Source organism: Bifidobacterium tissieri (assembly GCF_002259645.1).
In the GTDB taxonomy this organism is placed as follows: Bacteria; Actinomycetota; Actinomycetes; order Actinomycetales; family Bifidobacteriaceae; genus Galliscardovia; species Galliscardovia tissieri.
This window is the reverse complement of the sequence record NZ_MWWV01000012.1, coordinates 76833-97606: the sequence shown is the minus strand read 5'-3', so window position 1 is coordinate 97606 and position 20774 is coordinate 76833. Positions and strand designations below refer to the sequence as shown.

The following is a 20774-nucleotide window of genomic DNA, read 5'->3' as shown; positions in this document are numbered from 1 at the left end:
GATTGTCTCCGTTCGTTAGATGAGCCATCGCGGCGTGTAGGTGACGTACTGCGTGTACTTTTTCACGTTCGTTTTCGGGCCTACGGTGCCGGTGAACGTGGCGTGGCCGGGCGGGACGGTGGGATAGTCGTCGTCGATCGCGATGGCCCGCGCCTCGCCCCGCCATGTGACGTGGCGTTGCTCGCAGTCGATGACGAGCGGGTGCGCCTCGTCCCAGAGTCCCGCGCCGGTGAGCGTGTTCGCCACGTGCACCGTCTGACTGTTGGCGGTGAAGGTGTGGGTGGTGGCGACGGGTGTCACGTCGTCCACCTTTTCGTCGATCAGCTGGTGGAACACGGGTGGCGTGGGCCGGTTGCCGAGGATCCGCGCATGCGTCGGTTTGCCGTCCAGTTGCATGTCGATGCGCTGTTCGGGCCCGTACGCGTAGGGTTCCGCGTCCAAGGTCAGCGTGCACACGCTCCACTTCAGGATGCCGCTCGCGTCGTGCCGGTCGGTCCATGCGCCGACCGCGAGGCGTCCCCGGTATTCGCCGAGGCCGGTCAGCCCGCCGATGCGAACGTGCCGGCCGTTGCGCCCGCCGATCAGGGTCTTGGCCTCCTCGATCTCCAAGGAGTCGCCGGCCGCGGCGATCTGGATGGTGATCTCGCGGCGTTCCATGGCCGGGTACCCGTGCGGGTCGGTCAGGGTCGCGTCCCAGCCGCCGGAACGGCCGGGCGCCGATTGGAAGGCCGTCACAGGCGAGGATTCCCCGATGCTGATGCCGTCTGCGATGGCGAACACGGCATGATCGCTGAGGTGTTTGCCGTCGATGGTCAGCCGGCTCTTGTCGAGGGTGAGGCCGCGGATCCGGTTGGTGTTCACTAGTAGCCCCTTGCCCTTCGGTTGCCGAGCGCCTTGTCGATGGCGGGCGCGAGCTCGCCGGCCATCACCCCGCTGTCAAGCAGCAAGCGCATGGCCGGCATGGCCTGCAATGCCTCCGTGACGGCGGTGATGATGTCGTCCCGCGTCAACGGGCGCGCGTTGCCGGCGTTCGTGTTGGTGTCGTGGCGGCTGGTGTCGTCGGTGATGGTGTGGATGCGGGTGGTGCGGGTCACGTCCGCGTCCGCCTCCAGCCGGAACGGGTTGTCCCCGGCCGCATGGTCGAACGCACTGTAGGCTTGTCCGGCGAGGTTGGTGGCGGCCTTGCTGACGGTCTTGGTGGTGTCGATGATGCCGTTGGCCAGTCCCCGGCCGACCATGACGCCCACGGTGTCGCGCATGAGCTTGGACGGGGATGCGATGCCGAAGAAGCTCTTGACCGCGTTCCATGCCGATTTGGCGAGGCCGACGATGGCGTCCTTGATCGCGCCGCCCGCGTTCATCAGGCCGTTCTTGATGCCTTCGATGACGTTGCGGCCGAGCCCGCCCCAGTCCACGTTGGTCAGCCCGTCCCAGATCGCCCTGATGATCTGCGGGATCGCGCCGATGAGTTGTGGTATGGCCTGGATGATGCCGACGACGAGCTTGCCGAGCAGGACGAGGCCGGTCTCGATGATCTGCGGCAGGTGCCGGCCGATGCCGTTGATGAACCCGCTGATGATCTGCGGCAGCGCGGCCACGAGTTGGGGTATCGCGTCGATGATGCCGGTGATGAACTTCAGCAGCAGGTCCACGCCCGTGGTCAGGATCCGTGGCAGCATGCCGAGGATCCCGTCCACGAAGCTGGTGATGATCTTGGGCAGTGCGGCGATGAGTTGGGGCAGGGCGTTGAGGATGCCTTCGACGAACTTCGCCAGCAGGTTCAACCCGGACTCGATGATCCTGGGCAGGTTGTCGATGATGCCCTGCACCAAGGTGACGATCATCTGCATCGCGACCGGCAGCAGGGTCGGCAGCGCGTTGGCGATGCCATCCACCAGCGACGTGAGGATGTCCACGGCGGCGGTGAGGACCTGCGGCAGGTTCTGTGTGATGCCCTGCAACACCGAGGTCAGCAGTGTGAGCCCGGATTGCATGAGCACGGGCAGCTGGGTGGCCACCCAGTTCTGGAACTCGGTGATGTATCCGGGCAGCGTGACGGTCAGGAACTCGGTGACGTGGGTCTGCAACTGTCCGCCGAGACTGGTGTTCAACGCGCCCAGTGCGACGACCAGCGCGCCGATGATGGCCGCGATGCCGAAGTACTTGAGGAAGTTGGCCGGGTTGAAGAAGTTCAGGAACATGCTCCCGATCCCGTGCAGCCCCGCCTGTATCGGCCCGGCCAGCGTCGAGCCGAACCCTTGGAACGCGGTGCCGAAGGCGCTGGTGACCGGTGAGAGGAACCCTCCCACGCGTCCCGCCAGCGTCTGGAACGGTGCGGCGAGTTTCGAGCCGATGCCGGTGACGCCCTGTTGCAGGGGCACGTAGACCTTGCTGTCGAACATGCCGGCGAGGGTCGAGCCCACGTCGCCCAGTCCGCTTCTGACGCGGTTGGACATGAGGCCGAAGATGCCGCCGAAGTTCGCGTCCACGAGCCCCAAGGCGTTGCCCCACCGGGTGCCGAGGTCGGTGAAGATCTCGCCCGCGCCGGCGGCGATGCCCTTGAGCTTGCCGAAGTCGCCCTTGACGGTGGAGACGAGCATGCCCGCGCCGTCGCCGGCGAGGGTGAACGCGTCGAGGATCTGCGGCGTGTACTGGCCGATCACGGTGAACCCGGCGAACGCGCCCACCAAGAGCCCGGCCTGTTCGGCGAGGTCCTTGACGGTGATGCTGCCGTCCGCCAACCCGTCGGCGAGTTTCTGGATCCATGGGGTGATGCGCTGCACCGCGCCGGCGAGCTTGGAGCCCAACTGGTCGGCGAGCGGCTGGATGGCGGTGTTCACCTTGTCGATGGCCGGTGTGAGCACGTTGAACACGTCCCGCAGGGCGTTCAGCGCGGGGGTCGCGGCCTTCTGGCCAAGCGGCTCAATGCGGCCTTGACGTTGGCCAATGCGCCGCTGAAGGTCTCGCCGGCGGCCAAGGCGGCTCCGCCCAAGTAGGTGTCCATGGCGGTGGCGAACGTCTGGAAGTCGATCTTGCCTTCCGATACCATGTCGGACACGTCCTGCGTGGAGACGCCCAACTGGTCGCTCAATGCCTGTAGGACGGGCACGCCACGCGAGGTGAGCTGGAGCATGTCGTCGCCCTGGAGCTTGCCGCGCGCCATCACGCTTGTGAAGATCGCGCCCGCGTCGCTGAAGCCCATGCCGGCGATCTGCGCGGTGTCGCCCACGGTCTTCAGCACCTTGGTGAGCTGTTCGCCCGGTTTGATGCCGCTGGCGACGGCGCTGGCGGCGACGGTGGCGGCCTCGTCGAGCCCGTACGCGGTGCCCTTGACGGCCGCGTTGGCGTTGGCCATGATCTCGGTGATGGTTTCGGCGCTGTGGCCGAGGCCCTTCAATTTGGCTTGGGCGTTCTCGATGTTCAGGGCGCGGGCGAACCCGCCCTTGGCGGCGAGGGCGGTGATGCCGCCGCCGATCGTGGATAGGGTGCCGAGGCCGAGTTTGCCGATGGTGGCGAAGCCCTTGCCGGATGCCTTGACGAGGCTGGTCGAGAGGTTGCCGCCGAGCTTCTGCCCGGCGGGCTTGAGGTCGATGCCGCCGAGTTCGGCGGCGATCCTGTTCTGCGCGCCCTTCAACGTGGGGACGATGTTCACCCATGCGGTCGCCAACGTGGCCATACGATCGTCCCCTCTCTTCGTTGAAAGGCGTGCTCTGTTCGGTTATGTGAAGGCCACGCGCGGCCGCCTCAGGTAGGCGCGCAGCTCCTGTTTGCCCATGCCGGTCAGTTCCGGGTCGCGTCGTTTCGGCGTGGTGTCGCCGGGTGCGGGCGTGGGTTTCGGCTTGCCGCGGTTGCGTTGCCCGTCCTTGGTCTTGGCCCACACGAGCCAGCGCAGTGAGTATTCGATGCTGCGTAGCCACCAGTCGGCGGGCGTCCACGCGTTGCGCTGGTCCAGCAGGCTGGCGAGCCGGCTGCCGGCCGGGGCGTTGGCGGCGATGAGCCACACGTCACGCCATGACAGCAGCGGGCCTCCGAGCCATCTGAGGCGCAGGCCCAATCGGATGAGCTCGTATTCGAGCGCGTCCCGATGATGGTCGATGAGCCATTGGACGGCGGCTAGTCTTTTGGGCTGCCCGTCCACGCGGTGATGAACCCGTTGAGCTGCTCGGGATGCAGCTGGTCGAGCAGCGGGTGCGCCTCCTCGGGGAAGAGCGTGTAGAAGCAGTCGATGTCGCCGCTCGTGATCGCCCTGAGGTCGCCGATGGTCAGCGCGTCGGGGCTCTTGACCTTGTAGCGGGTCTTCGAGCCGGGGAACTGCACCTCCACCGTCTCGTCGCCCTGAGGCTGGTAGTCGTTGATGATGATCGCCATGGTTGCCGTGTCCTTCCTGGTCATGCCGTGTCACTGCTTGGAGTGGAGTGGATCCGGTGGCGGCGGACACGGCATCGGCACCGCCACCGGACTGGGAACTGAATGAGCGGACGGGTCAGGCGGTCTTCGCCGTCGTCGCCTTCGCCGTGGTGGTCTTGCGGCGTGTGGCGGCCTTGACGGCGGCCTTCGCCAAGGTGGGCGTCTCCTCGTCGGTCAGCGCGGTCGGTTCGTCGCCGGTGGTCTCCGGCGTATCGGTGCCGGTGACGTAGGCGATGTACTCGTAGGCGGTGTTGCCGTTGGCGTCGGGGAACGCGTTGATGGTGGGCGTGTAGGTGATGGCCTCGCCGTCCGCGTAGGTCACGTCGTCCACGTCGCCCGTCTTGCCGACCGGCACGACGATGCGCTTGACCCTGTTGCCGGTCATCGCGAACTCGAACACGTACACCAGCTCGGGCGGCTCCGCGCTGTTGTGTTTGACCGTGATCTGGTCCTTGCCGTCCACGGTATTGACTTCGACGTTGCCGGGCCCGTAGGTGACGGCCAAGGTCTCGGGGGTGGTCTCCAGCATGCCGAACTGGAAGCTCTCCGCCCGGCTCGTCGTCACGCTCAGTACGCGGTCGCCGCCGAACGCGTTGATGTCCTCGCTGTCGCGGTCGATGGTGTTCGTCACGCCGTCCTCGCTCAGGTAGCCGAGGTCGTGGAACTTGTCGGACAGCGTGGTGGTGGCGTCGGTGGGCGGGGTGGCCTCGCCTACCTTGCCGTACCATGCGCCGCCCGCGTAGCGTCCGCCGTCGCCGTGGGGCTTGCCGACCGACACCATCTGAGCATTGGGCTTGCCCATAAGTGGAATCTCCTTACATGTGTTTGTGCACCGTCAGTTCGGCGGTGATCTGATAGCGGGGCGTATCCCCGTCCAGCGGGAAGTTGGCCGTGGACTCGATGGCGACTTTCGCCACCGCCGGAATCCGCACGGCGCGCTCCAGCACGGGTTTCACCCGTTGGGCGAGGAACGCCGCTTGGACGCGGCTGGTGTCCCAGCATTGGACGGCGAGCATGGGACGGTCGGTGAACGGGGTCTCCGCGCCGCCCGTCCGCTCCACCGTCACGAACCGGGAAGGACGATGCGCCGGCACGTCCGTCGAGACCGGGATGCCCGCAAGCTCGGGCTGCCGGTTGAGGAACTGGACGAGCGTGGTTTCGATGCTCATGGTGGCTAGTCCCTTCCGGCGTCCAACGATTTCAGCAGGGTGTTGTGCTTCGCGTTCGACCGTCTCGCATGCCGTGTCGTCGCTCTCACCGCCCCGTGGGGCCTATCCGTCCTGATGACGTCGCCCACATACCCCTTCGCGTTGTGCATACGGTTCGCCGCGGCAGCTATGGCCTCGGTGCGACGCTCGATGTCGCCCCGCACGCCGTCGCTGTTGAGCACGTCCAATACGCCGCCGCTATGCAGCCGGACCTTGACCTTGGCCATGGTTCAGCCTTCCGTGTAGGTGGCTTCGACGCTCATGTTCCACTTGGTCGGCCGCATGCCGCCGTCGAGCGGCAGCGGATGGCCGACCACGTGGTACGGGTGCGCCTCGTCGCCGCGCAGGATGAGCTTGCAGCCGTCGAGCGGACCGCCCGTGTAGTCGCGCGGGAAACGGAACACTGCATCCACGCGCATCCCGTCCGGACGGTTCGAGTCGTTGGCGTCCGCACTGTCGGGCGAGTCCACGAGCACATTGGGCACCGTTTCGCGCTGTTCCTCATAGACGGGGTTGTTGCCCTCGTCCACGCCGGACTGGACGCGGCGGATGACGGTGATGGTCTCGCCTCTCACGGGCCGCCTCCGCTCATGTCGAGGTGGAACGCGCGCGCCCTGCCACGGCCCAATCGGGCCTTCTCCGCTCTTGTCAGGTAGAGGTCGCCCATGGGATTCGAGTAGGTGAAGGATTCGCTGAAGCTGCCGGCGGTCTGCTGCGCGTTCGTCACGCCCAGCCGTTCCTCGCTGACAGTCATTTTGCGGATGACCATCGCGCACGTGATCGACGCGAGCGTGCGTTCGGGCGCCTGCGACCACTTGGGGCATGTGTCCATGATGATCTGCGTGGCGTCCTCCAGCAGCGCGGTCGCGGTCTCGCGCTCCGCCTCGGTCAATGCGTGCCAGCGTCGCTCCACGTCCCTGTAGGTGGCGAACGGTGTGAACTCGTCGGCCATGCGCCGCCCTACTTGGCGATGACGCCGAACGCGCGCAATGCGGCGAACGCCTTGTTCACCGCCGCCGTGATCGCCGCCGCGTCGGCACCGGCCGCGAGGTCCGTGATGGCGGCGGCCGGCGCGGGCTTGCCGGAGATGTTCGCCCACGTGGCGGCTGCCGGGATGGTCGGCTTGTTCGTCAGGTCCGTGTAGCTGCCGGAGAAGCTGGACGTGCCCGCGCCGATGGCCTTGCGCGCCGCAGCAGTGTCCGCCGCGCCCATCACTGCCTTGCCGACCGTGGTCGCCCCGGACAACGTGGAAGCCGTCGGCATCGTGGGGATGGACGGCTTGCCGGTCAGGTCGCCGTACGCCCCGCTGAAGCTGGACGTGCCCGCCCCGATCGCGGTACGCGCCGCGGCGCCGGTCGATGCCTTCATCACCGCCTTGCCGATAACGGATGCCCCGCCCAGCGTCTCCACGGTCACCGCAGCGCCCGCTCCGGTGAAGGGCGTGCCGTCCGGGTTCACCAAGCGCACGGGCTCGGCCAGCACGGGCACGACGCCCTCGCCGGTGTGGACTACGAGGGTCTTGACCGGGGTGACGCTCATCGCTTCACCGCCCGCGTGGTCTTGGCGCCGGCGGTCTTGAGCACGGCGATGGAGGTCGGGTCGATGATCGCGTAGGAGAACACGGCCTCGCTTCTGTAGGCGATCTGGTTGCTGCCGGCCAAGTCCACGCCGGTGTTGTCCGGGTCGCCGTACGGGATGACCTCGGCCGTGATCGGACGCACCAGACGCCATTTGATCGTGCTGAAGTCACCCATGAACGCGAGCACGTTCGTCGCGTCCGTGGCGTACTCGCCCTCGACGGTCACGCTCGTGCTGGCCTTGATCCCGTCCAAGGTGCCCGTGTTCAGGCTCAATGGGATCTCCGGGAACAGTCGTCCGCCCGTGTTGGACACGCGCAACTTGCGAAGCTCGTTCGCCAGCGTGCGGGATAGTGCGACGCCGGTGATGTTCGCGCGCAGCAGCCTGTCAGTCAGGGCATCGAGGTTGGCGAGCTGGTCGTCGGTGGCGGTCACCTGCACGCCCAGAGTGGACAACGCCTCGTAGCCCGTGAGCTTGTCGCCGGACGCGGGGTTGACCGCGTGGTAGATCACGTAGTCCAGCGCCTCGCCCAGCGCCGCGGCCTGATCGGCTTGGATCGCGTCGAGGATCTGCAGCTGGTTGTCCTCGTCCGCCCACTGCAATTGCTTGGAGACGCGCGTGGTGCACTGCACCGTGAACCGCTTGCCTTCCTTCGGGGTGATCGGCTGCTCGTAGCCGCTTTTCTTCGCGCCCTCGGCCACGACCTCGGCGCGCGCCTTGCCGGTGAACACGTTGTACTTGTCGTCCATGAACCCGAGCCTGTCCGCCGGGCTCAGGGTGGCGATCGTGCTGGTGTCGTGCGCCTTGCCCACCACCGCGAGGCTCACGGACGTGGGCAGCGTCACCTGATTGGTCTGCAAAACCATAAAAACCTTCCTCTAAAAGGGTTGAACGTTTACTTGGTGCCGAACAGCTGTCTGAGCAGTCCCGCGTTCGGATTCGGCTGGGCCTGCGGCGTGCCGGCCGGATCCGCGACCCTCGCCGCCGACGGCTTCGCCTGCGCGGCCAGATACGACTTGATGGCCTGCGCGTGCGCGTTGATCTCCTCGGCCGTGTTCCCGCGCAGCAGATCCACCGGCACGCCGGTCTTCCTGGCGGCCTCGTCGCGCCATGCGAGACGCTGCTGTGCGGTCTTCAGCTCGTTGAGTTCCCTCTCGGCCCGTTCGGCGCGGGCCTCCAGTTTCTGCGTCTCCGATAACTGGGATTCCTTCAACGCGGCCAGCTCGTCGGCGGCGCTCTTGTTCGCCTCGGCCTTGCCACGCCAGCTCTTCGCCCGCTCGACTTCGGCCTCGTAGCGCGCCTTCCAGTCGATGTCATCCGGCGGCGAACCATTCTGTTCTCCGGTGTTCGGGGCGTTGTCTTCTTCGGCCATACGGCCTCCTTCCGCCCGAATCCGGGCATAAGAAAAGCCACCACGGACGGATCCGTGATGGCTGGGATAAATCGGATGAGCCGGTTATTCTTCCGTGTCTCGTACGTCTTTGAAGTCGCGGTAGTACATGTTCTTGCCGAAGCCTTCAGGCATGAGCGGCGAGGCGTAGAGACGTTCGAGCTTGCCGGTCTTCTTGTTCACGTACCACGCGCAGTCGTCGATGGGCTGGAGCATGCGGTCGATGGGCGGCACGAAGAAGTATTCGTCGTCCTCTCCGCCTTCCATGGCGGCTTCGATGCCCGTCGTCTCCTTGAAGATCATTCGCGCCTGATGGTAACTGATGACCTTATCGCTCATGTTTGTCCTCCCTGACTTGGTGGCGTGGATTCGGCCCATTTGTCGTACTCGTCCTGATGGCGCCGCCACGAGGATTCGTCGCGGTGGGCTCGTTGGAGTTTCCACTCGCTCCAGCTTCGCACGGTGTCGTGATCGCCGACCCATGGTTTGGCGTAGGCGGGCGCGTCGGTGAAGCTCGGCCGGCCGCCTTCGAGAAGGCTGTCGGTGGGTTCCATGTCGTCCACGCGCAGGAACCTGAGCTGGCCTTCCTTGATGTTGTCGGGATAGTAGTCCGGGCTCCGTCCGTTCTCGTATCCGTATTTCGTGTAGTCGCCGGGCTGATAGTCGTACATGCGCACGGATTTCCAGCCGCTGGGCATCTGGATGACTTCGGCGTTCCAGATGTGGGCGTTGCCGTTCTTCCATGGGCCGGCGACGAAGAAGCGGCTACCTGACGGGTATTCGCGCATGGCCCGGATCGTCGCGTTGTTCGTTTCCTTCTGGGTGAATTTGCGGTGGTTGCCGTTCTCGTCCACCCACATGTCGGCGATGTTCCAGTAGTGGCCGTCCGAGGATTTCTTGTGGTTGCCGACGGCCTGCACGTCGTAGCCCCTGAAGCGTAGTTCCGCCGCTTGGACGACGCGCTGGCAGTTGATGCCCCATGGGTTCTTCGAGAAGTCCGGCATGAACCCGTTGTCCACCCTCTGCCGGATCCACATGTCCCATAGGGGGTTCACCTCGTCGTGCGTGATCTCCTTGAGGGACGTGCGTGGCTTCATGGTCTTGAACGCTCTGATCTTCTCGCCCGGCCCGCCCTTGTGTCTGCCGGGATCGTGGAGTTTGTGGCCTTGGCCCACTTTGTCGGGGTTCATGTGGCGCATGAGGTATGCGAGCGAGTTCACGTTGTTCGGGTCGTACGGCCCGTACACGCTTTGCCCGCGTTTCGGCTCCCGGTAGGGTGCGATGTTCGCGAGCCCGGCCTTCAGGTCGGCGGGCATGACGCCCGTCTCCAATGCGCGCCGCGCGGTCTCGTAGATCCTGAGGTATTCGTCCGGATCGTAGCCTTCGATGCGGTTCGATCCCTTGCCCCATTCGGGGACGATCTCGCACCGGCAGTTGCCGCCGTGGAAGCTCGTGCCGAAGTCGGCCGTGTCCTCGCTGGCGTAGATGTAGCCGCGCGACGCGAGCATGATGCAGAACGCGCACGGCTGCCGGCCGTTCGGCACGCGCGCATATCGGGGCCTGTGTGGGTCGCGGCGCGCGTTGCTTCTGATGGTCTGGCGTCCGGGGTTGCGTATCTCCCGGTCCATGAGGTTGTTCAGGTAGCGCAGCAGCTCGTCCGGATTCGCCTTCTTGTCCGGACCGTCCCATAGGACGCCGGCCTTCCAGCGGATGAGCTTCCTTACGGCCTCGTCCCTGTTCGGGTTCTCGACCTCGGCGGTGAACGCGTCATCGAAATGCTTCGCGTACACGTGCTCGTACCAGTCGGCCGCGGCGGTGCTGGACATGTCCGAATACTTGCCGATGATCGCCGGCACCAAGTCAAGCAGTACGTCACGCTGCTTCGCCGCCGGCAGCCCCGCGATCTCCCACCACAGTTCGCCGAGATCAAGCCTCGCGAGCCTGACCGCCTCCTGCTGGCTCGTCCTCAATTGGTTGAGATCCTTGGTCGTCACCGGCATTGGCGCTCCTTAGGATCATGTCCAGCGCGTCCCGTCCACGGTCGCGCGACTGCTGCGAACGCAATGAGCGGATCTCGTCGCCGTCCAAGCCGAGACGGCGCAGCCCGACCTCGCTGGTCGCATAGGATTGGTTGACCTGGCTGATCTTCACGTACGCGTCCGCCCGCGCCCCGTCGCTGATCTCCCGCGTCGGCGCCCACACCGGCCGCACCCGCTTCAACTCGTCCGGCGGCTCCGTCAGCCCGTCGCGCAGGCATACGGCCATGCGGGCCAGCCTGGTCAACTGCATGCCGAAGAGGCGGTTCTGCCGGTCGGCGCGGCGGGTGAGCTTGCGTTCGGCCGCGGCCATCGCCTCCGCCGAACTGGGATTATCCAAGGTAATGCCGAGCGAATCCACGGGAAGATCCGTGTCCGACGCGACCACCAACGCGATCGTCTTCAACATGTCCGAGTGGGGCTGCATCGACGCCTGACTGATCTGCTGCAACGAAGGGCTGTCGCCGTCCTCGTCCTTGCTGATCGCATTGATCGAGCTCACAAGGCTGCTCCACGTGTCGGCGCTAAACGCGTCCTCGTCCATGCCCAGAAACCACAGCTTCGGCACCGCGTAGAACTCCGCGCTGGCCTCCATACGCACCAGCGTCCTAAAGCCCATATCGGTCAACGCCATCACCGGCCGCGTGATCCGCGAAGCCCCCAGCGGCTTCGACAACTGCGGGTCGCTGACCAGCGGCACCACCGTCGGCTCCGGCCAGAAGGTCTCATACCGTTCCGCCGTCCAACCGCCACAACCGTCTCTGCTGACCTGATAGACCACGCCGGGAAGGAACACGTTGAACGCGGTGACACGACCCTTCGAGGTCGCGTCGTTGATCGTCAACGCGGCCGCCAGTCGGTTGCGACGGCCGTCCCAAAGGGCGGCGGACCATTCCGCCGAACGCGGCGTCACCAGCAGGTCGCCCGTGTCGGGGTCGCCGGTGAGGGTGAGGAACGCGCACCCATGCGTGTACGCGGACACCACGGTCTGCGGTATCGCCAGCTGGAGGGCGTTCATGTCGGTCAGCTCGTCAAGCCCATACGCGTCCTCGCCGTTCGGATACGTCCATCCGTCGAACACGGTCAGGTCGGCCAACGAGCGGACCGCCTTGGCGGGCCAGCCGATGCACGCGCTCACGTTCGCCTTGATGCGATCCGGAATACTGATGCCGAAGTCCTTGAACCCCTCCTTCGCCCCGTAATAGCCGGTACGGATCAGGTTCCTCGGATACCGCTGCCGCCACACCTTCATCAACGTCCTGATAAGAGGCATGTCGTCGTCGGCGACGCCGGCGATGCGGGTGGCGCCGAACGAGGTGATGTCGAGCGGGCGCTTCAACGCACTGGAGAAGATACCCTCATCCGCCATAAGCCACCTCGCTATCTCATTACCTTCTGTCTGCGTCCCGGCCGGCGTCGTGTCGTCCACGCGCCCTGCGCGGCGACGGTCACGGCCACCAAGGGACTGATGTCGATGTCATTGCCCGTCTTGTTCCACCCGAACGCGCCGCTCCTGCCGATCGGCCGCGTGGTCACGTTCGCCACCGCCTTCGCCAGCTGGGGCTGGTCCGCGTCGGGCAGATGACGCAGCATACCGGCCTGGATCAGGTCGAGCATGCGTCCGCATGCCTGTCCCATCTCGTTGGCGGTCACGACCTTCACCGGCACACGCCGCGTCTTCAACTCGGGCAGCAGCACCATGGCCGGCGACTGCGCGTCGATCGCCACACACGCCGTACGCGCCCACCGGGCCTTGATCCAGTCCGCCGCCCACGCCACGCCATCGCGATGCGTGTCCCGATACTCCGCCAGCTCCACATGGGCCGAACCGTCCGCATACTTCATGCACGCGCCGACGGCCAATGCGCTGCGGTCGGGCGGCATGTCCAAACCGAACGACACCACACCGCCATCCATTCGCTCGCTCACTTCGCCGTTCTTCCACAGTCCGGGGTCGATGACGCTCACCGTGGTGGTCTCGTCCCACACGCCCAAGCCCTCGCGTCGGAAACTGTCCTCGCCGAGGTTCTTCCTCATGCGCAGGATCGCCGACTCCGACGTGCGCGCCGGGTAGGAGGGGTTGGCCTTCCTCCATTGGCCGCGGTCTTCGGGATCCGCGTCACGGTCGGCGCTGAACTCCACATACAACGTGTCGTCACTGTCGCCATGCAACGCGTCGCGCCGACGCCCCGAGAACACCTCGCTCGGGTCGCTTGGTTTGGGCGGCGTACCCATGTAGATGATCAAGGGGTTCCGGGCCGCGTTCGTGGCGGGGATCATGTCGTCCAACGCCCGCTCGCCCAAGATCTGCGCCTCGTCGAACACCTCGACGTCCACGTTGTCGAAACCACGCCCGAACCCGTTCTCACGCGCACCGAACAGGATACGACTGCCATTCATGAACGCGATCTCCTGCTGCCCGTTCGCCCGCCTCGGCTCGCCATCCACATACCGGGCTATCTCCGGCTTCCTCACCAGCGAGCACATGAACTTGAACGTCTCATCCGACGTACGGCTGCGATGCGACGTCCACAGGACCTTGAGCGGATACTCGCTGAGGATGCACAGCATCACGATCATCGTGCCGATCGTGAACGTCTTACCCACCTGACGGCAAATGCTGATGACCACGCCGCCGATGCCCGCCGCATACAGGCCATCCGCCTTCTTGCCCAGCATGCACCGGCCAAGACCGTCCTGCCAGTCGTCATACTCGATGCCGCACAACCGGGCCTGCGCCTTCACCCGCGGCCAGCCCGTCGAAACGATGCCACGCGGCAGCACCACGTGCCGGGCTACGTCAGACAGCCTCCTCGTCGAACCCGTCATCCTCAACCTCCACCGCCACCGACGGACCAGAAACCCCGTCCTTGCCCTCCAGCCGCTCGATCTCCCGACTCACCTCAAGCAAACGCCTGGAAAGCGCCGCCAAGTCACGCGGCGGCGTATCCAAATCAAACACCGCCTGCTCAAGCCGCTTCAACGTACGACGCAACAAGGTCAGGTACTCGTTGTCTTCTTTCCCCGTTACTGGCAAATGTCCTCTTTCCCTTCCAGACTAGGAGGCATAGAAATCGCCCACAAAAGGAGATGAAATGGCGGCACCCTTTAGCCATTATCAATGGATGACAACAATCGCCAGCAAAGTCGGCGGGCCGATACCACTCGTAATCGGCATTTTCGGTCTAGGTGCGGTTGTCGCCGAAGCTACTCGCCCTCACTGGAAACCCGCGCTGGACGGTGCTCTCGGGCAACTTCGCAATCAACGTGTCTTCGTCAAGGATGAGAATGGCGAAACCGTTTCCATGACAAGCGAGGAAATCGTCGACCAGTCTTTGCCGAAGCAGAAAGATGCTGCGTCACTCGAAGGCACCGACAGCGAGGAATCTGCCGACTGACCTCATAATCCGTTTTGGAAAAATATCGGGGAGAGAGCGGCGCTATGACACAGGGGTGCGCCCGGAGCCGGCCGGTAGGATACCCTCCCCACGGTGCCGAGCAGTGTCTCACCAAGTCGAGGTGCGGAACGGCACCGAAGTCGCTTTGACGTCGGCTTCTCCTCGGACAGCTTGTCGTGCCCATTCGATGCTCTTGTTGCTTCTCAGCTCGTTGCACGCGCGATGCGACAGCTTGCAGTTGGTGAACTCGTACGGACTTCCGCCCTTCGACACCGGCAGTAGCTCGTCCACTTCGGCACTCCACGGATCGCGTGCGGGCAGTCTCTTGTCAACGGGCTTGCCGCAGATATGGCACGTGTCGTAGGCGGCCAATACTCGCCTGCGCACGGCCCGTCTGCGAGCGCCGTTGGCGTACCGTGGGTTGCCGCTCGGCTTGGCCATGGGGTCTCCCGATAGAGGTGGTGTACAAGATGAACCCCCACGGAGAAAGGAGGAAAGCCGTGGGGGTGGTTGGCCTTTGTGGGGCCGTAAGTCTGGGGTTGCCTCTCGTGCTTCGAGAATTTGGCAACACTATCATTTTTGCCGCGTTTAGCGTTTTTCACAACCGGCTTAACGTGGAACTAGATATTTCCGACTCTTGTCGTATCGGGTTGTAACGGTCAGCGTGAGGTATCCGTTTCGTCGTCGGTTCCTTGATTTGTCTTGGTTTTCTTCGTCTCTGTAACTCCGTAGCGGGTGTAACGGGTGTTTCTATGGGTGATGGTGCGGAGTGGGGTGGGATGTGTACGTTATACGCGTTACGCCGTTACACCTGTCTTGGAAACGTTGTTGTTCCAATGTTTTGGGTGTAACGGCGTAGGTGGCGGGTGGTGTTGTCGCGCTATGCGGCCTGTTCGAGGTTGACCGGCGATTCCTTCTCCGGCTTGTCGCTCTTGTCGTTTTTGATGTGTGGTTGCCATGCTTGGCTGACGGCGTGTGCCACGTTGTCGAGCCGGTCGGGCCACAGGGCGGCGTACGTGTCGAGGGTCATGGTGGCGGTGGCGTGGCCGAGCTGTTTCTGCAGGGTCTTGACGTCGGCGCCGTTGGCGATGGCGATGCTCGCGTACGTGTGGCGCAGCGAGTGGATGGTCACGCCCTCGTCGTCCATGCCGACGTGTTCGAGCGCCTTGCGCCATACGCGCGTCCGCCAGTTGCCGTCGTCGATGGCCCCGCCGCGTGGGGCGCGGAACACGAAGTCGTCCTTCGCGCAGCCTCGGATCTGCCGTTCGAGTGGTTCGATGAGGAAGTCCGGGATGGCGACGGTGCGGGCCTCGCCGTTCTTGGGCGTGCCGAGCTCCAGCTTGCCTTCGAGGTTGCGCGTCCATGTGCGCCGGATCCTTGCGGTGCCCTTCCTGAGGTTGAGATCCTGCACCTGCAAAGCCAGCGCCTCGTTGATGCGCGTACCCACGGACGCTTGGAAGCGCACGAGCAGTCCGTCTACGTCACGGCCGGCGTTCTCGGCGGCCTTGGCGAGCGCTTCCACCTCGTCGATGGTGAGGAACACCATGTCGTCGTCCTTGACCACGGTCTTGGGGAGTTTGACCGTGCGGGCCGGGTTGTCGAGGATCCATTTGTTCTCTACGGCGTGGTCAAGGATCCCGGCCGTGACGACCTTGACGATGTTGCGGATGGAGCGCGGGGACAAGGGACGGGGCTGGCGCTTGCCGGGCAGCTGGGCGGGATAGTTGCCGACGGTGAGCGAGTTGACCCATCGCTGCAGGTCGCCGCGGGTGATTTCGCGCAGCATCTTCCTGCCCCACTTGGGGAGGATATAACAGCGCAGCTCGCGCTTGTAGCGCAGCAGCGTGCTGTCCTTGACGTCGATCTTGGTCTCCAGCCATGAGTCCGCGACCTTGGCGAACAGCTTGTCGCCGCCGTCCGGGTCGATGTAGCGGCCGCGCCTCACGTCGTCCTCAAGGGCGGCGCTGAACTCCTCGGCATCGCCGAGCAGGTCGAACGACTTGCTCTTCTGCTGTTTGACGCCATCGTCGTCGATGACGTACCAGCGGCAACGCCACCGCTTGCCTGTCCCGTACAGGCTGGTGCGCCACTTCTGCGGCACCTTCGCCTTCATGGGATCCTTGGCGTTGGCGAGCGCCTTGGTGGCGCTGGCGCTGGGAGGGGTGCCGTCGGCGTCGGCCTTGAGCCACCGGTCGTCGATGAATACCCTTGCCATGTTGTTCTATCCTTCCATGCGTATCCTCGCGGTGAACGCGTAGGTCTTGCCGTCCTTGCCGAACGAGCCGACCACCACGTCGTCTCCCGAGAGCTCTCTGATGATGTCGTCGCGGACGGGGCTGAAGCCGCAGGCGCGGCGTTCCTCCTCGTCGAAGAGGGTGTACCGGTCGAAGTGGTTCTCCCATTCGCCCAGCACGTCGTCTCCTGGCTCCTCGGCCCCCCACAGTCCGGTCGAATGGCTCTCCAGTCCGGTTATCCGGTAGAAGACCTCCAGCGGCTCCTGCGCGCAGGCCCGTGCGATGGCGATGACCTCGGACACCTTGGCCGGGGCCTTCTGACCGATACAGATGTCACGCACGCGGTTGTACTTGACCTCGCCGCCGGTGGAGCGTTCGATGGCCGTGTACCCGAGATGGGAATGCTTGACCATGAAATGCAGGACGGCGTGGGATGCGAAGCCGGCCGGCGTGGAGTCCACCGGGCCGAAGTGGTCGGGGCCGAGAAGCCCCTTGATGAACTGTTCTACATAGTTTGAATTTCCCATGCAACCAAAGTATCAAAGAAACGCCGCAAATGCTAAATATTTTTAGCATCCGCCACAGAAAGACTACAATCCTGTTGCGTTCGCTATTAGGAAGTTGGTATACATAGCACATGAACAACGTAGAAGCAACGGAGCTCGCAGCAGAAGTCACCAAGTCCATCCATATCAGGGTCGCGATGCGTGACGGCGCAACGATGTCCTCGCTGGGCCGCGCCATGAACGTGGACCGCAACACCGTGAAGAACCGCCTCAAGTCCGGCAACCTCAGCCTCACGACCTTCTTTATGATCACCTCCGAGATCGACTGCGATCCACTCGACGTCATCGCCGACGCCATGGACGCCGTGAACCGACGATCCTGTGCGGGCCACCAGCCCGCCGACGGCCGTCCCGGAACCAACCGTACAGCCGCGCCACACCCCTCAAGGAAAGGAACCCGCCATGAATCCCGCGACGCTCGCTAACCCCGACATCCTGTCGAAGACCGAGTTCATACAGCGCATGCTCAAGCTCCACAACGAGATCGAGCACGACGAACGCCCCTTCATCGTGCATGTCACCGCACACCGGGAAGGCGACGATCCGCGCGACTTCGGCACCGTATCCGTGACCGAACGAGAGGTCCAGATCTCCGCCGACCTCGACAGCAGCGAATCCGAGACCGGACTCACAGGCATGATCCTAGGCATGTACGGCAACCTATTCGTGCTCACCGCCGCCACCGCGCTCGCCACACGAGCGGATTGCAAACGCAACGGCGCGTCGTGTCCGCAATCCGAGACGGACGTCTGACCGGAAAGCGACGAGAGAGGCAAGGAAGCCCACATGAGCGACAACAGCACCGACGCCGGCACCGAGGCCGGCAGCCCACCATTCGCGGAGTTCGCCGCGAACCTCAAGCCGATGAACACGCCCGGCGAAGTCGCCGAGCTGAGCGGCATCAAGATCGGCACCCTCGCCCGATGGCGGTCGATGGGCGTCGGCCCGAGGTTCATCAAGATCGGCCGCACCGTCCACTACCCGAAGGAGGAGATCATCAGATGCCTCAGCGAGAACATCTACCAGTCAGCCGGCGAGGCCCGCGAAGGAACAAGCCATGACGACCCGGAAGACCTTCGTCTACGACGACGAGACCAGCGACGACGAGTTCATCGCCGCATGCCGCGCCGGACTGGCCCCGGTGCAGGCACGCCGACCGTCAACCCCTCGGGCCGGCACGACCCCGGAGGACCGCAGGACGCGCGCCCGTGAACGGCAGCGCATCCGACGGCTCGACCCCGAGGTAAGGGAACGCGAACGCTCGTACGCCCGCGACCATTACGAACGCAACCGCGCCAGACGCCTCGCCCAGATGAAGGCGTATCAGGAACGCCAGCCCAAGAACCGACCGCAGCCCAAGGGAAAGGAACCCGATGCCGACGAGAACCCGACGGACGGCCCGCCAGGCCGGCGCCCTCATGGAGACCAAGACCGCCGAATACCTCAACTGGGCGCTCGACACCGACATCATCGAACGACGACGCCCCAACGGCGTCAAGGATCGCGGCGACCTGTCCGGCGTGCGCTACCGAGGCCACAGGGTCGTCGTCGAATGCAAGAACACGACGAGGATGAACGTGTCCAAGCATCTTGCCGAGGCCGAGACCGAACGCGGCAACGACGACGCCCTCATCGGCGTGGTCGTCCAGAAACGCCCCGGCATCGGCATCGCCACCCGCGAAGGCCAAGGCCGCCAGCTCGTGATGATGACGCTCGGCACCCTCGCCCTCATCCTCAACGACGGGCTCCCGCTTGGCCCCGACCAAGCGGAGGAGAACCAGTGAAACGCTACCTGCCACGCTGCCGCACCTGCGGACCGCTCAACAAGCCCACTGACGTGGACACCGCCTACCACGACTGCCGCGAACACCGAACCCGGCACCGCAGCCACTCCACCGGAGTGGTCCCCATCATCACCGAGCAAAGGAGACGACCATGACCGACAAGCACGCGATCCTCGCCGAACAGGCCCGCCGCATCATCGACCTCCAGAACGAAATCGACCAGCGCAAGACCGAAATCGACCGCATCAAGACCAGCATCATCGACGCATGGCCCGCCGGCACGTACGAGGCCGACGACCTCAAGGTACAGGTCAGGGAAGGCAGCCAACGCATCGACGCGAAGGCGTTCGAGGCCAAATACCCGGCCAGCAAGCACCCCTCGTTCTACGACGTCAGGCCCAACCTCGCCAAGGCACGCAAGGAGCTCGGCGAACTCGCCGTCGCCCCGCTGCTCAAGCGCGACAAGCCCGGCGTGGTGGTCAAATGAGCGCCGCCGACGTGCTCGCCGTCCTCAACGGCCAGCCGCCCACGCCCACCGACGACGGCACATGCCACGGGCTTCGCGAGGACGCGACGCTATGGCCGGAAATCCGCGGCATCATCGAGACCAGCATCGTCAGCGCGCCCCGCTCCCGCCAGCGCGAGATCGGCCCCAGCGAACTCGGCACCGACTGCCTGCGCTGCCTCGCGGCGAAGCTCGCCGGCTGGAAACAGGACAAGGGCGCCGCATGGCTGCCGTTCATCGGCACCTGTGTGCACGAGCGGTTCGAGCGCACGTTCACCGGCCTGAACAAGCAGGGCTTCGACCCCGACATGAGGAACCGCCGCTTCGAGATCGAGAAACGCGTCACCGTCGGATCCATCCACGGACTCGCGGGCGGCTACGACGTGCAGGGATCCATCGACCTGTACGACCGGCACAACGCCGCCACCGCGGACTGGAAGATCGTCGGCGCCACCACCATGAAGACCGTCAAGGCGCACGGCCCCTCCCAGACCTACCTGTGCCAGGCCAGCCTCTACGGCATCGGCCTGACACGCGAGGAGGAACGCGTGGAGCACATGTGCATCTATTTCCTGCCCCGCAACGGCCTGACCCTCAAGGACGCGCTGCCCGTACAGATGCGCTTCGACCCCAAGCCCGGCATGTGGGCGCTCACCCGCGCGCAATTGCTGGTCACGTTCATGGACCTCATCGAGCAATCCGACGGCGCGGACGTACGCGACGCGTGGATCCGCACGCTGCCCAAGTCCACCGGCCACTGCTTCGACTGCGGCACATGGGCCAACGACCGCGATCCCGTCATCCCGGAGACCGCCAAGCCGCGGACCGAGGTGCCGGAACGGTGGACGCGCCTCACTCCGCTGCTTGAATCCCGATACCCGCAGTCAGAGAACACCGAACAACACAACAGTTAGGAGAACCCCATGTTCGCAGCACAACAACCCACCGCCGCCCCCGGCTACGCCAACTCCGCGGAGCCGCTGCCGTCGCTCGCGCAGGTCATGTCCGGCGGCACGCCTTCCGCGATCGGCAAGGACGATCCCATCGGCACCACGGCCTCGGGCATTGTCAGGAACATCGAGGCGCAGCAGCAGCACGACATCGACACCGGCGCCCCGAAGTTCTTCGACAACGGGCAGCCCATGATGCAGATCGTCGTGCACATCGCCACCGACCAGCGCGACCCCATGATCCCCGGCGACGACGGCATGCGCGCCGTGTACGTCAAGGGCAAGAACATCGGGGCCCTGCGCAACGCCAGCCGCAGGGTCGCACGCGACATGCCCCACATCGGCGACCGGTTCACCGTCACCTATAGCGGCAACGGCGAAGCCAAGAAACGCGGCTGGAACCCGCCCAAGCTCTACAGCTACGAGCTCCAGCCCAACGCCGCCCAGCTCGACCAGGCCATGCAGGAGCCCGCACCCGCCACGCCGCAGCAGCAGTCACCGTTCCCGCAGCAGACGGCGGCGCAGCCAGCGTTCCCGCCGGCCGCGCCGCAGGTGGACGAACGGCAGATCCGCCAGCTCGCCGCCACCGGACGCAGCGCCTCGGAGATCGCCGGATTCCTCGGCCTGACGCCCGCGCAGGTCGAATCCGCCCTCGAACCCGAGTTCTAACCCCCTCGGCCCGAGCCGTAGCCAAGCGGCCACCGCGCATGCGACAGAC

29 protein-coding genes are annotated in these 20774 nt (G+C 65.1%); 8 read left to right on the top strand and 21 right to left on the bottom strand.

What is annotated here, in order from left to right; genetic code table 11:
- Positions 1 to 15: 15 nt before the first annotated feature.
- The 18 genes from BTIS_RS08540 to BTIS_RS08455 form a co-directional block, all read right to left on the bottom strand.
- Complete coding sequence (locus tag BTIS_RS08540; RefSeq protein ID WP_094664537.1) at positions 16 to 861, bottom strand: hypothetical protein; 846 nt, start codon at positions 859 to 861, stop codon at positions 16 to 18.
- Positions 861 to 2864, bottom strand: a complete 2004-nt coding sequence (locus BTIS_RS08535) for a phage tail protein (RefSeq protein WP_143248922.1) — start codon at positions 2862 to 2864, stop codon at positions 861 to 863. The genes BTIS_RS08540 and BTIS_RS08535 overlap by 1 nt, the downstream gene beginning before the upstream one ends.
- Before the next feature lie 23 nt (positions 2865 to 2887).
- Positions 2888 to 3676, bottom strand: a complete 789-nt coding sequence (locus tag BTIS_RS08530; protein ID WP_094664533.1) for a tape measure protein — start codon at positions 3674 to 3676, stop codon at positions 2888 to 2890.
- Between the two features lie 42 nt (positions 3677 to 3718).
- On the bottom strand, positions 3719 to 4138 hold the full coding sequence (locus tag BTIS_RS08525) for a DUF5361 domain-containing protein (RefSeq protein ID WP_094664531.1): 420 nt from the start codon (positions 4136 to 4138) through the stop codon (positions 3719 to 3721).
- Entirely contained in the window at positions 4114 to 4392 is a 279-nt protein-coding gene (locus BTIS_RS08520; RefSeq protein ID WP_143248921.1) for a hypothetical protein, read from the bottom strand. Before BTIS_RS08520 ends, BTIS_RS08525 begins: the two co-directional genes overlap by 25 nt.
- 91 nt (positions 4393 to 4483) lie before the next feature.
- Complete coding sequence (locus tag BTIS_RS08515) at positions 4484 to 5209, bottom strand: phage tail tube protein (RefSeq protein WP_094664528.1); 726 nt, start codon at positions 5207 to 5209, stop codon at positions 4484 to 4486.
- A gap of 13 nt (positions 5210 to 5222) precedes the next feature.
- Positions 5223 to 5576 carry a hypothetical protein gene (locus BTIS_RS08510; RefSeq protein WP_094664526.1) on the bottom strand — a complete coding sequence of 118 codons (354 nt, stop codon included), beginning with the start codon at positions 5574 to 5576 and terminating at the stop codon, positions 5223 to 5225.
- Between the two features lie 5 nt (positions 5577 to 5581).
- Positions 5582 to 5842, bottom strand: coding sequence for a hypothetical protein (locus BTIS_RS08505; protein WP_094664524.1), 261 nt, complete (start codon positions 5840 to 5842; stop codon positions 5582 to 5584).
- Positions 5843 to 5845: 3 nt separating this feature from the next.
- A complete protein-coding gene (locus BTIS_RS08500; protein ID WP_094664522.1) occupies positions 5846 to 6190 on the bottom strand; it encodes a hypothetical protein in 345 nt (114 codons plus the stop codon).
- A complete protein-coding gene (locus BTIS_RS08495) occupies positions 6187 to 6567 on the bottom strand; it encodes a Gp19/Gp15/Gp42 family protein (RefSeq protein WP_094664520.1) in 381 nt (126 codons plus the stop codon). The genes BTIS_RS08500 and BTIS_RS08495 overlap by 4 nt, the downstream gene beginning before the upstream one ends.
- Positions 6568 to 6575: 8 nt before the next feature.
- On the bottom strand, positions 6576 to 7154 hold the full coding sequence (locus BTIS_RS08490; RefSeq protein ID WP_094664518.1) for a hypothetical protein: 579 nt from the start codon (positions 7152 to 7154) through the stop codon (positions 6576 to 6578).
- Positions 7151 to 8059 carry a phage major capsid protein gene (locus BTIS_RS08485; protein ID WP_094664516.1) on the bottom strand — a complete coding sequence of 303 codons (909 nt, stop codon included), beginning with the start codon at positions 8057 to 8059 and terminating at the stop codon, positions 7151 to 7153. Before BTIS_RS08485 ends, BTIS_RS08490 begins: the two co-directional genes overlap by 4 nt.
- Positions 8060 to 8088: 29 nt before the next feature.
- Positions 8089 to 8565, bottom strand: coding sequence for a hypothetical protein (locus BTIS_RS08480; RefSeq protein WP_094664514.1), 477 nt, complete (start codon positions 8563 to 8565; stop codon positions 8089 to 8091).
- Positions 8566 to 8649: 84 nt separating this feature from the next.
- Complete coding sequence (locus BTIS_RS08475) at positions 8650 to 8922, bottom strand: hypothetical protein (RefSeq protein WP_094664512.1); 273 nt, start codon at positions 8920 to 8922, stop codon at positions 8650 to 8652.
- The gene (locus tag BTIS_RS08470; RefSeq protein WP_094664510.1) at positions 8919 to 10583 is read right to left on the bottom strand and encodes a VG15 protein; all 1665 of its coding nucleotides are present in this window, start codon (positions 10581 to 10583) and stop codon (positions 8919 to 8921) included. Before BTIS_RS08470 ends, BTIS_RS08475 begins: the two co-directional genes overlap by 4 nt.
- Positions 10510 to 11988 carry a phage portal protein gene (locus BTIS_RS08465; protein ID WP_094664640.1) on the bottom strand — a complete coding sequence of 493 codons (1479 nt, stop codon included), beginning with the start codon at positions 11986 to 11988 and terminating at the stop codon, positions 10510 to 10512. Before BTIS_RS08465 ends, BTIS_RS08470 begins: the two co-directional genes overlap by 74 nt.
- An 11-nt stretch (positions 11989 to 11999) precedes the next feature.
- A complete protein-coding gene (locus tag BTIS_RS08460) occupies positions 12000 to 13448 on the bottom strand; it encodes a terminase (protein ID WP_094664508.1) in 1449 nt (482 codons plus the stop codon).
- Positions 13420 to 13656, bottom strand: a complete 237-nt coding sequence (locus BTIS_RS08455; RefSeq protein ID WP_094664506.1) for a hypothetical protein — start codon at positions 13654 to 13656, stop codon at positions 13420 to 13422. The genes BTIS_RS08460 and BTIS_RS08455 overlap by 29 nt, the downstream gene beginning before the upstream one ends.
- Positions 13657 to 13714: 58 nt before the next feature.
- Between BTIS_RS08455 and BTIS_RS08450 the strand changes: the two genes are divergently transcribed.
- Positions 13715 to 14017, top strand: a complete 303-nt coding sequence (locus BTIS_RS08450) for a hypothetical protein (protein WP_094664504.1) — start codon at positions 13715 to 13717, stop codon at positions 14015 to 14017.
- A gap of 108 nt (positions 14018 to 14125) precedes the next feature.
- Here the strand turns inward: BTIS_RS08450 and BTIS_RS08445 are convergent, their stop codons facing one another.
- The 3 genes from BTIS_RS08445 to BTIS_RS08435 form a co-directional block, all read right to left on the bottom strand.
- Complete coding sequence (locus tag BTIS_RS08445) at positions 14126 to 14458, bottom strand: HNH endonuclease (RefSeq protein WP_094664502.1); 333 nt, start codon at positions 14456 to 14458, stop codon at positions 14126 to 14128.
- A gap of 439 nt (positions 14459 to 14897) precedes the next feature.
- Complete coding sequence (locus BTIS_RS08440; protein ID WP_094664500.1) at positions 14898 to 16232, bottom strand: tyrosine-type recombinase/integrase; 1335 nt, start codon at positions 16230 to 16232, stop codon at positions 14898 to 14900.
- A gap of 6 nt (positions 16233 to 16238) precedes the next feature.
- A complete protein-coding gene (locus BTIS_RS08435) occupies positions 16239 to 16778 on the bottom strand; it encodes a hypothetical protein (RefSeq protein ID WP_143248920.1) in 540 nt (179 codons plus the stop codon).
- Between the two features lie 110 nt (positions 16779 to 16888).
- Between BTIS_RS08435 and BTIS_RS08430 the strand changes: the two genes are divergently transcribed.
- From BTIS_RS08430 to BTIS_RS08400, 7 genes are all read left to right on the top strand, one after another.
- Entirely contained in the window at positions 16889 to 17242 is a 354-nt protein-coding gene (locus BTIS_RS08430) for a hypothetical protein (RefSeq protein WP_094664496.1), read from the top strand.
- Positions 17220 to 17570: a hypothetical protein gene (locus BTIS_RS08425; protein ID WP_094664494.1), complete on the top strand. Its 351-nt coding sequence runs from the start codon at positions 17220 to 17222 to the stop codon at positions 17568 to 17570. The genes BTIS_RS08430 and BTIS_RS08425 overlap by 23 nt, the downstream gene beginning before the upstream one ends.
- A gap of 33 nt (positions 17571 to 17603) precedes the next feature.
- Complete coding sequence (locus BTIS_RS11990; RefSeq protein WP_094664492.1) at positions 17604 to 18029, top strand: helix-turn-helix transcriptional regulator; 426 nt, start codon at positions 17604 to 17606, stop codon at positions 18027 to 18029.
- 161 nt (positions 18030 to 18190) lie between these two features.
- Positions 18191 to 18601, top strand: a complete 411-nt coding sequence (locus BTIS_RS12125) for a hypothetical protein (RefSeq protein WP_094664490.1) — start codon at positions 18191 to 18193, stop codon at positions 18599 to 18601.
- 151 nt (positions 18602 to 18752) lie between these two features.
- A complete protein-coding gene (locus tag BTIS_RS08410; protein ID WP_094664488.1) occupies positions 18753 to 19088 on the top strand; it encodes a hypothetical protein in 336 nt (111 codons plus the stop codon).
- Positions 19085 to 20020, top strand: coding sequence for a hypothetical protein (locus BTIS_RS08405; RefSeq protein ID WP_094664486.1), 936 nt, complete (start codon positions 19085 to 19087; stop codon positions 20018 to 20020). Before BTIS_RS08410 ends, BTIS_RS08405 begins: the two co-directional genes overlap by 4 nt.
- A 9-nt stretch (positions 20021 to 20029) precedes the next feature.
- Entirely contained in the window at positions 20030 to 20725 is a 696-nt protein-coding gene (locus BTIS_RS08400; RefSeq protein ID WP_094664484.1) for a hypothetical protein, read from the top strand.
- Positions 20726 to 20774: the final 49 nt, after the last annotated feature.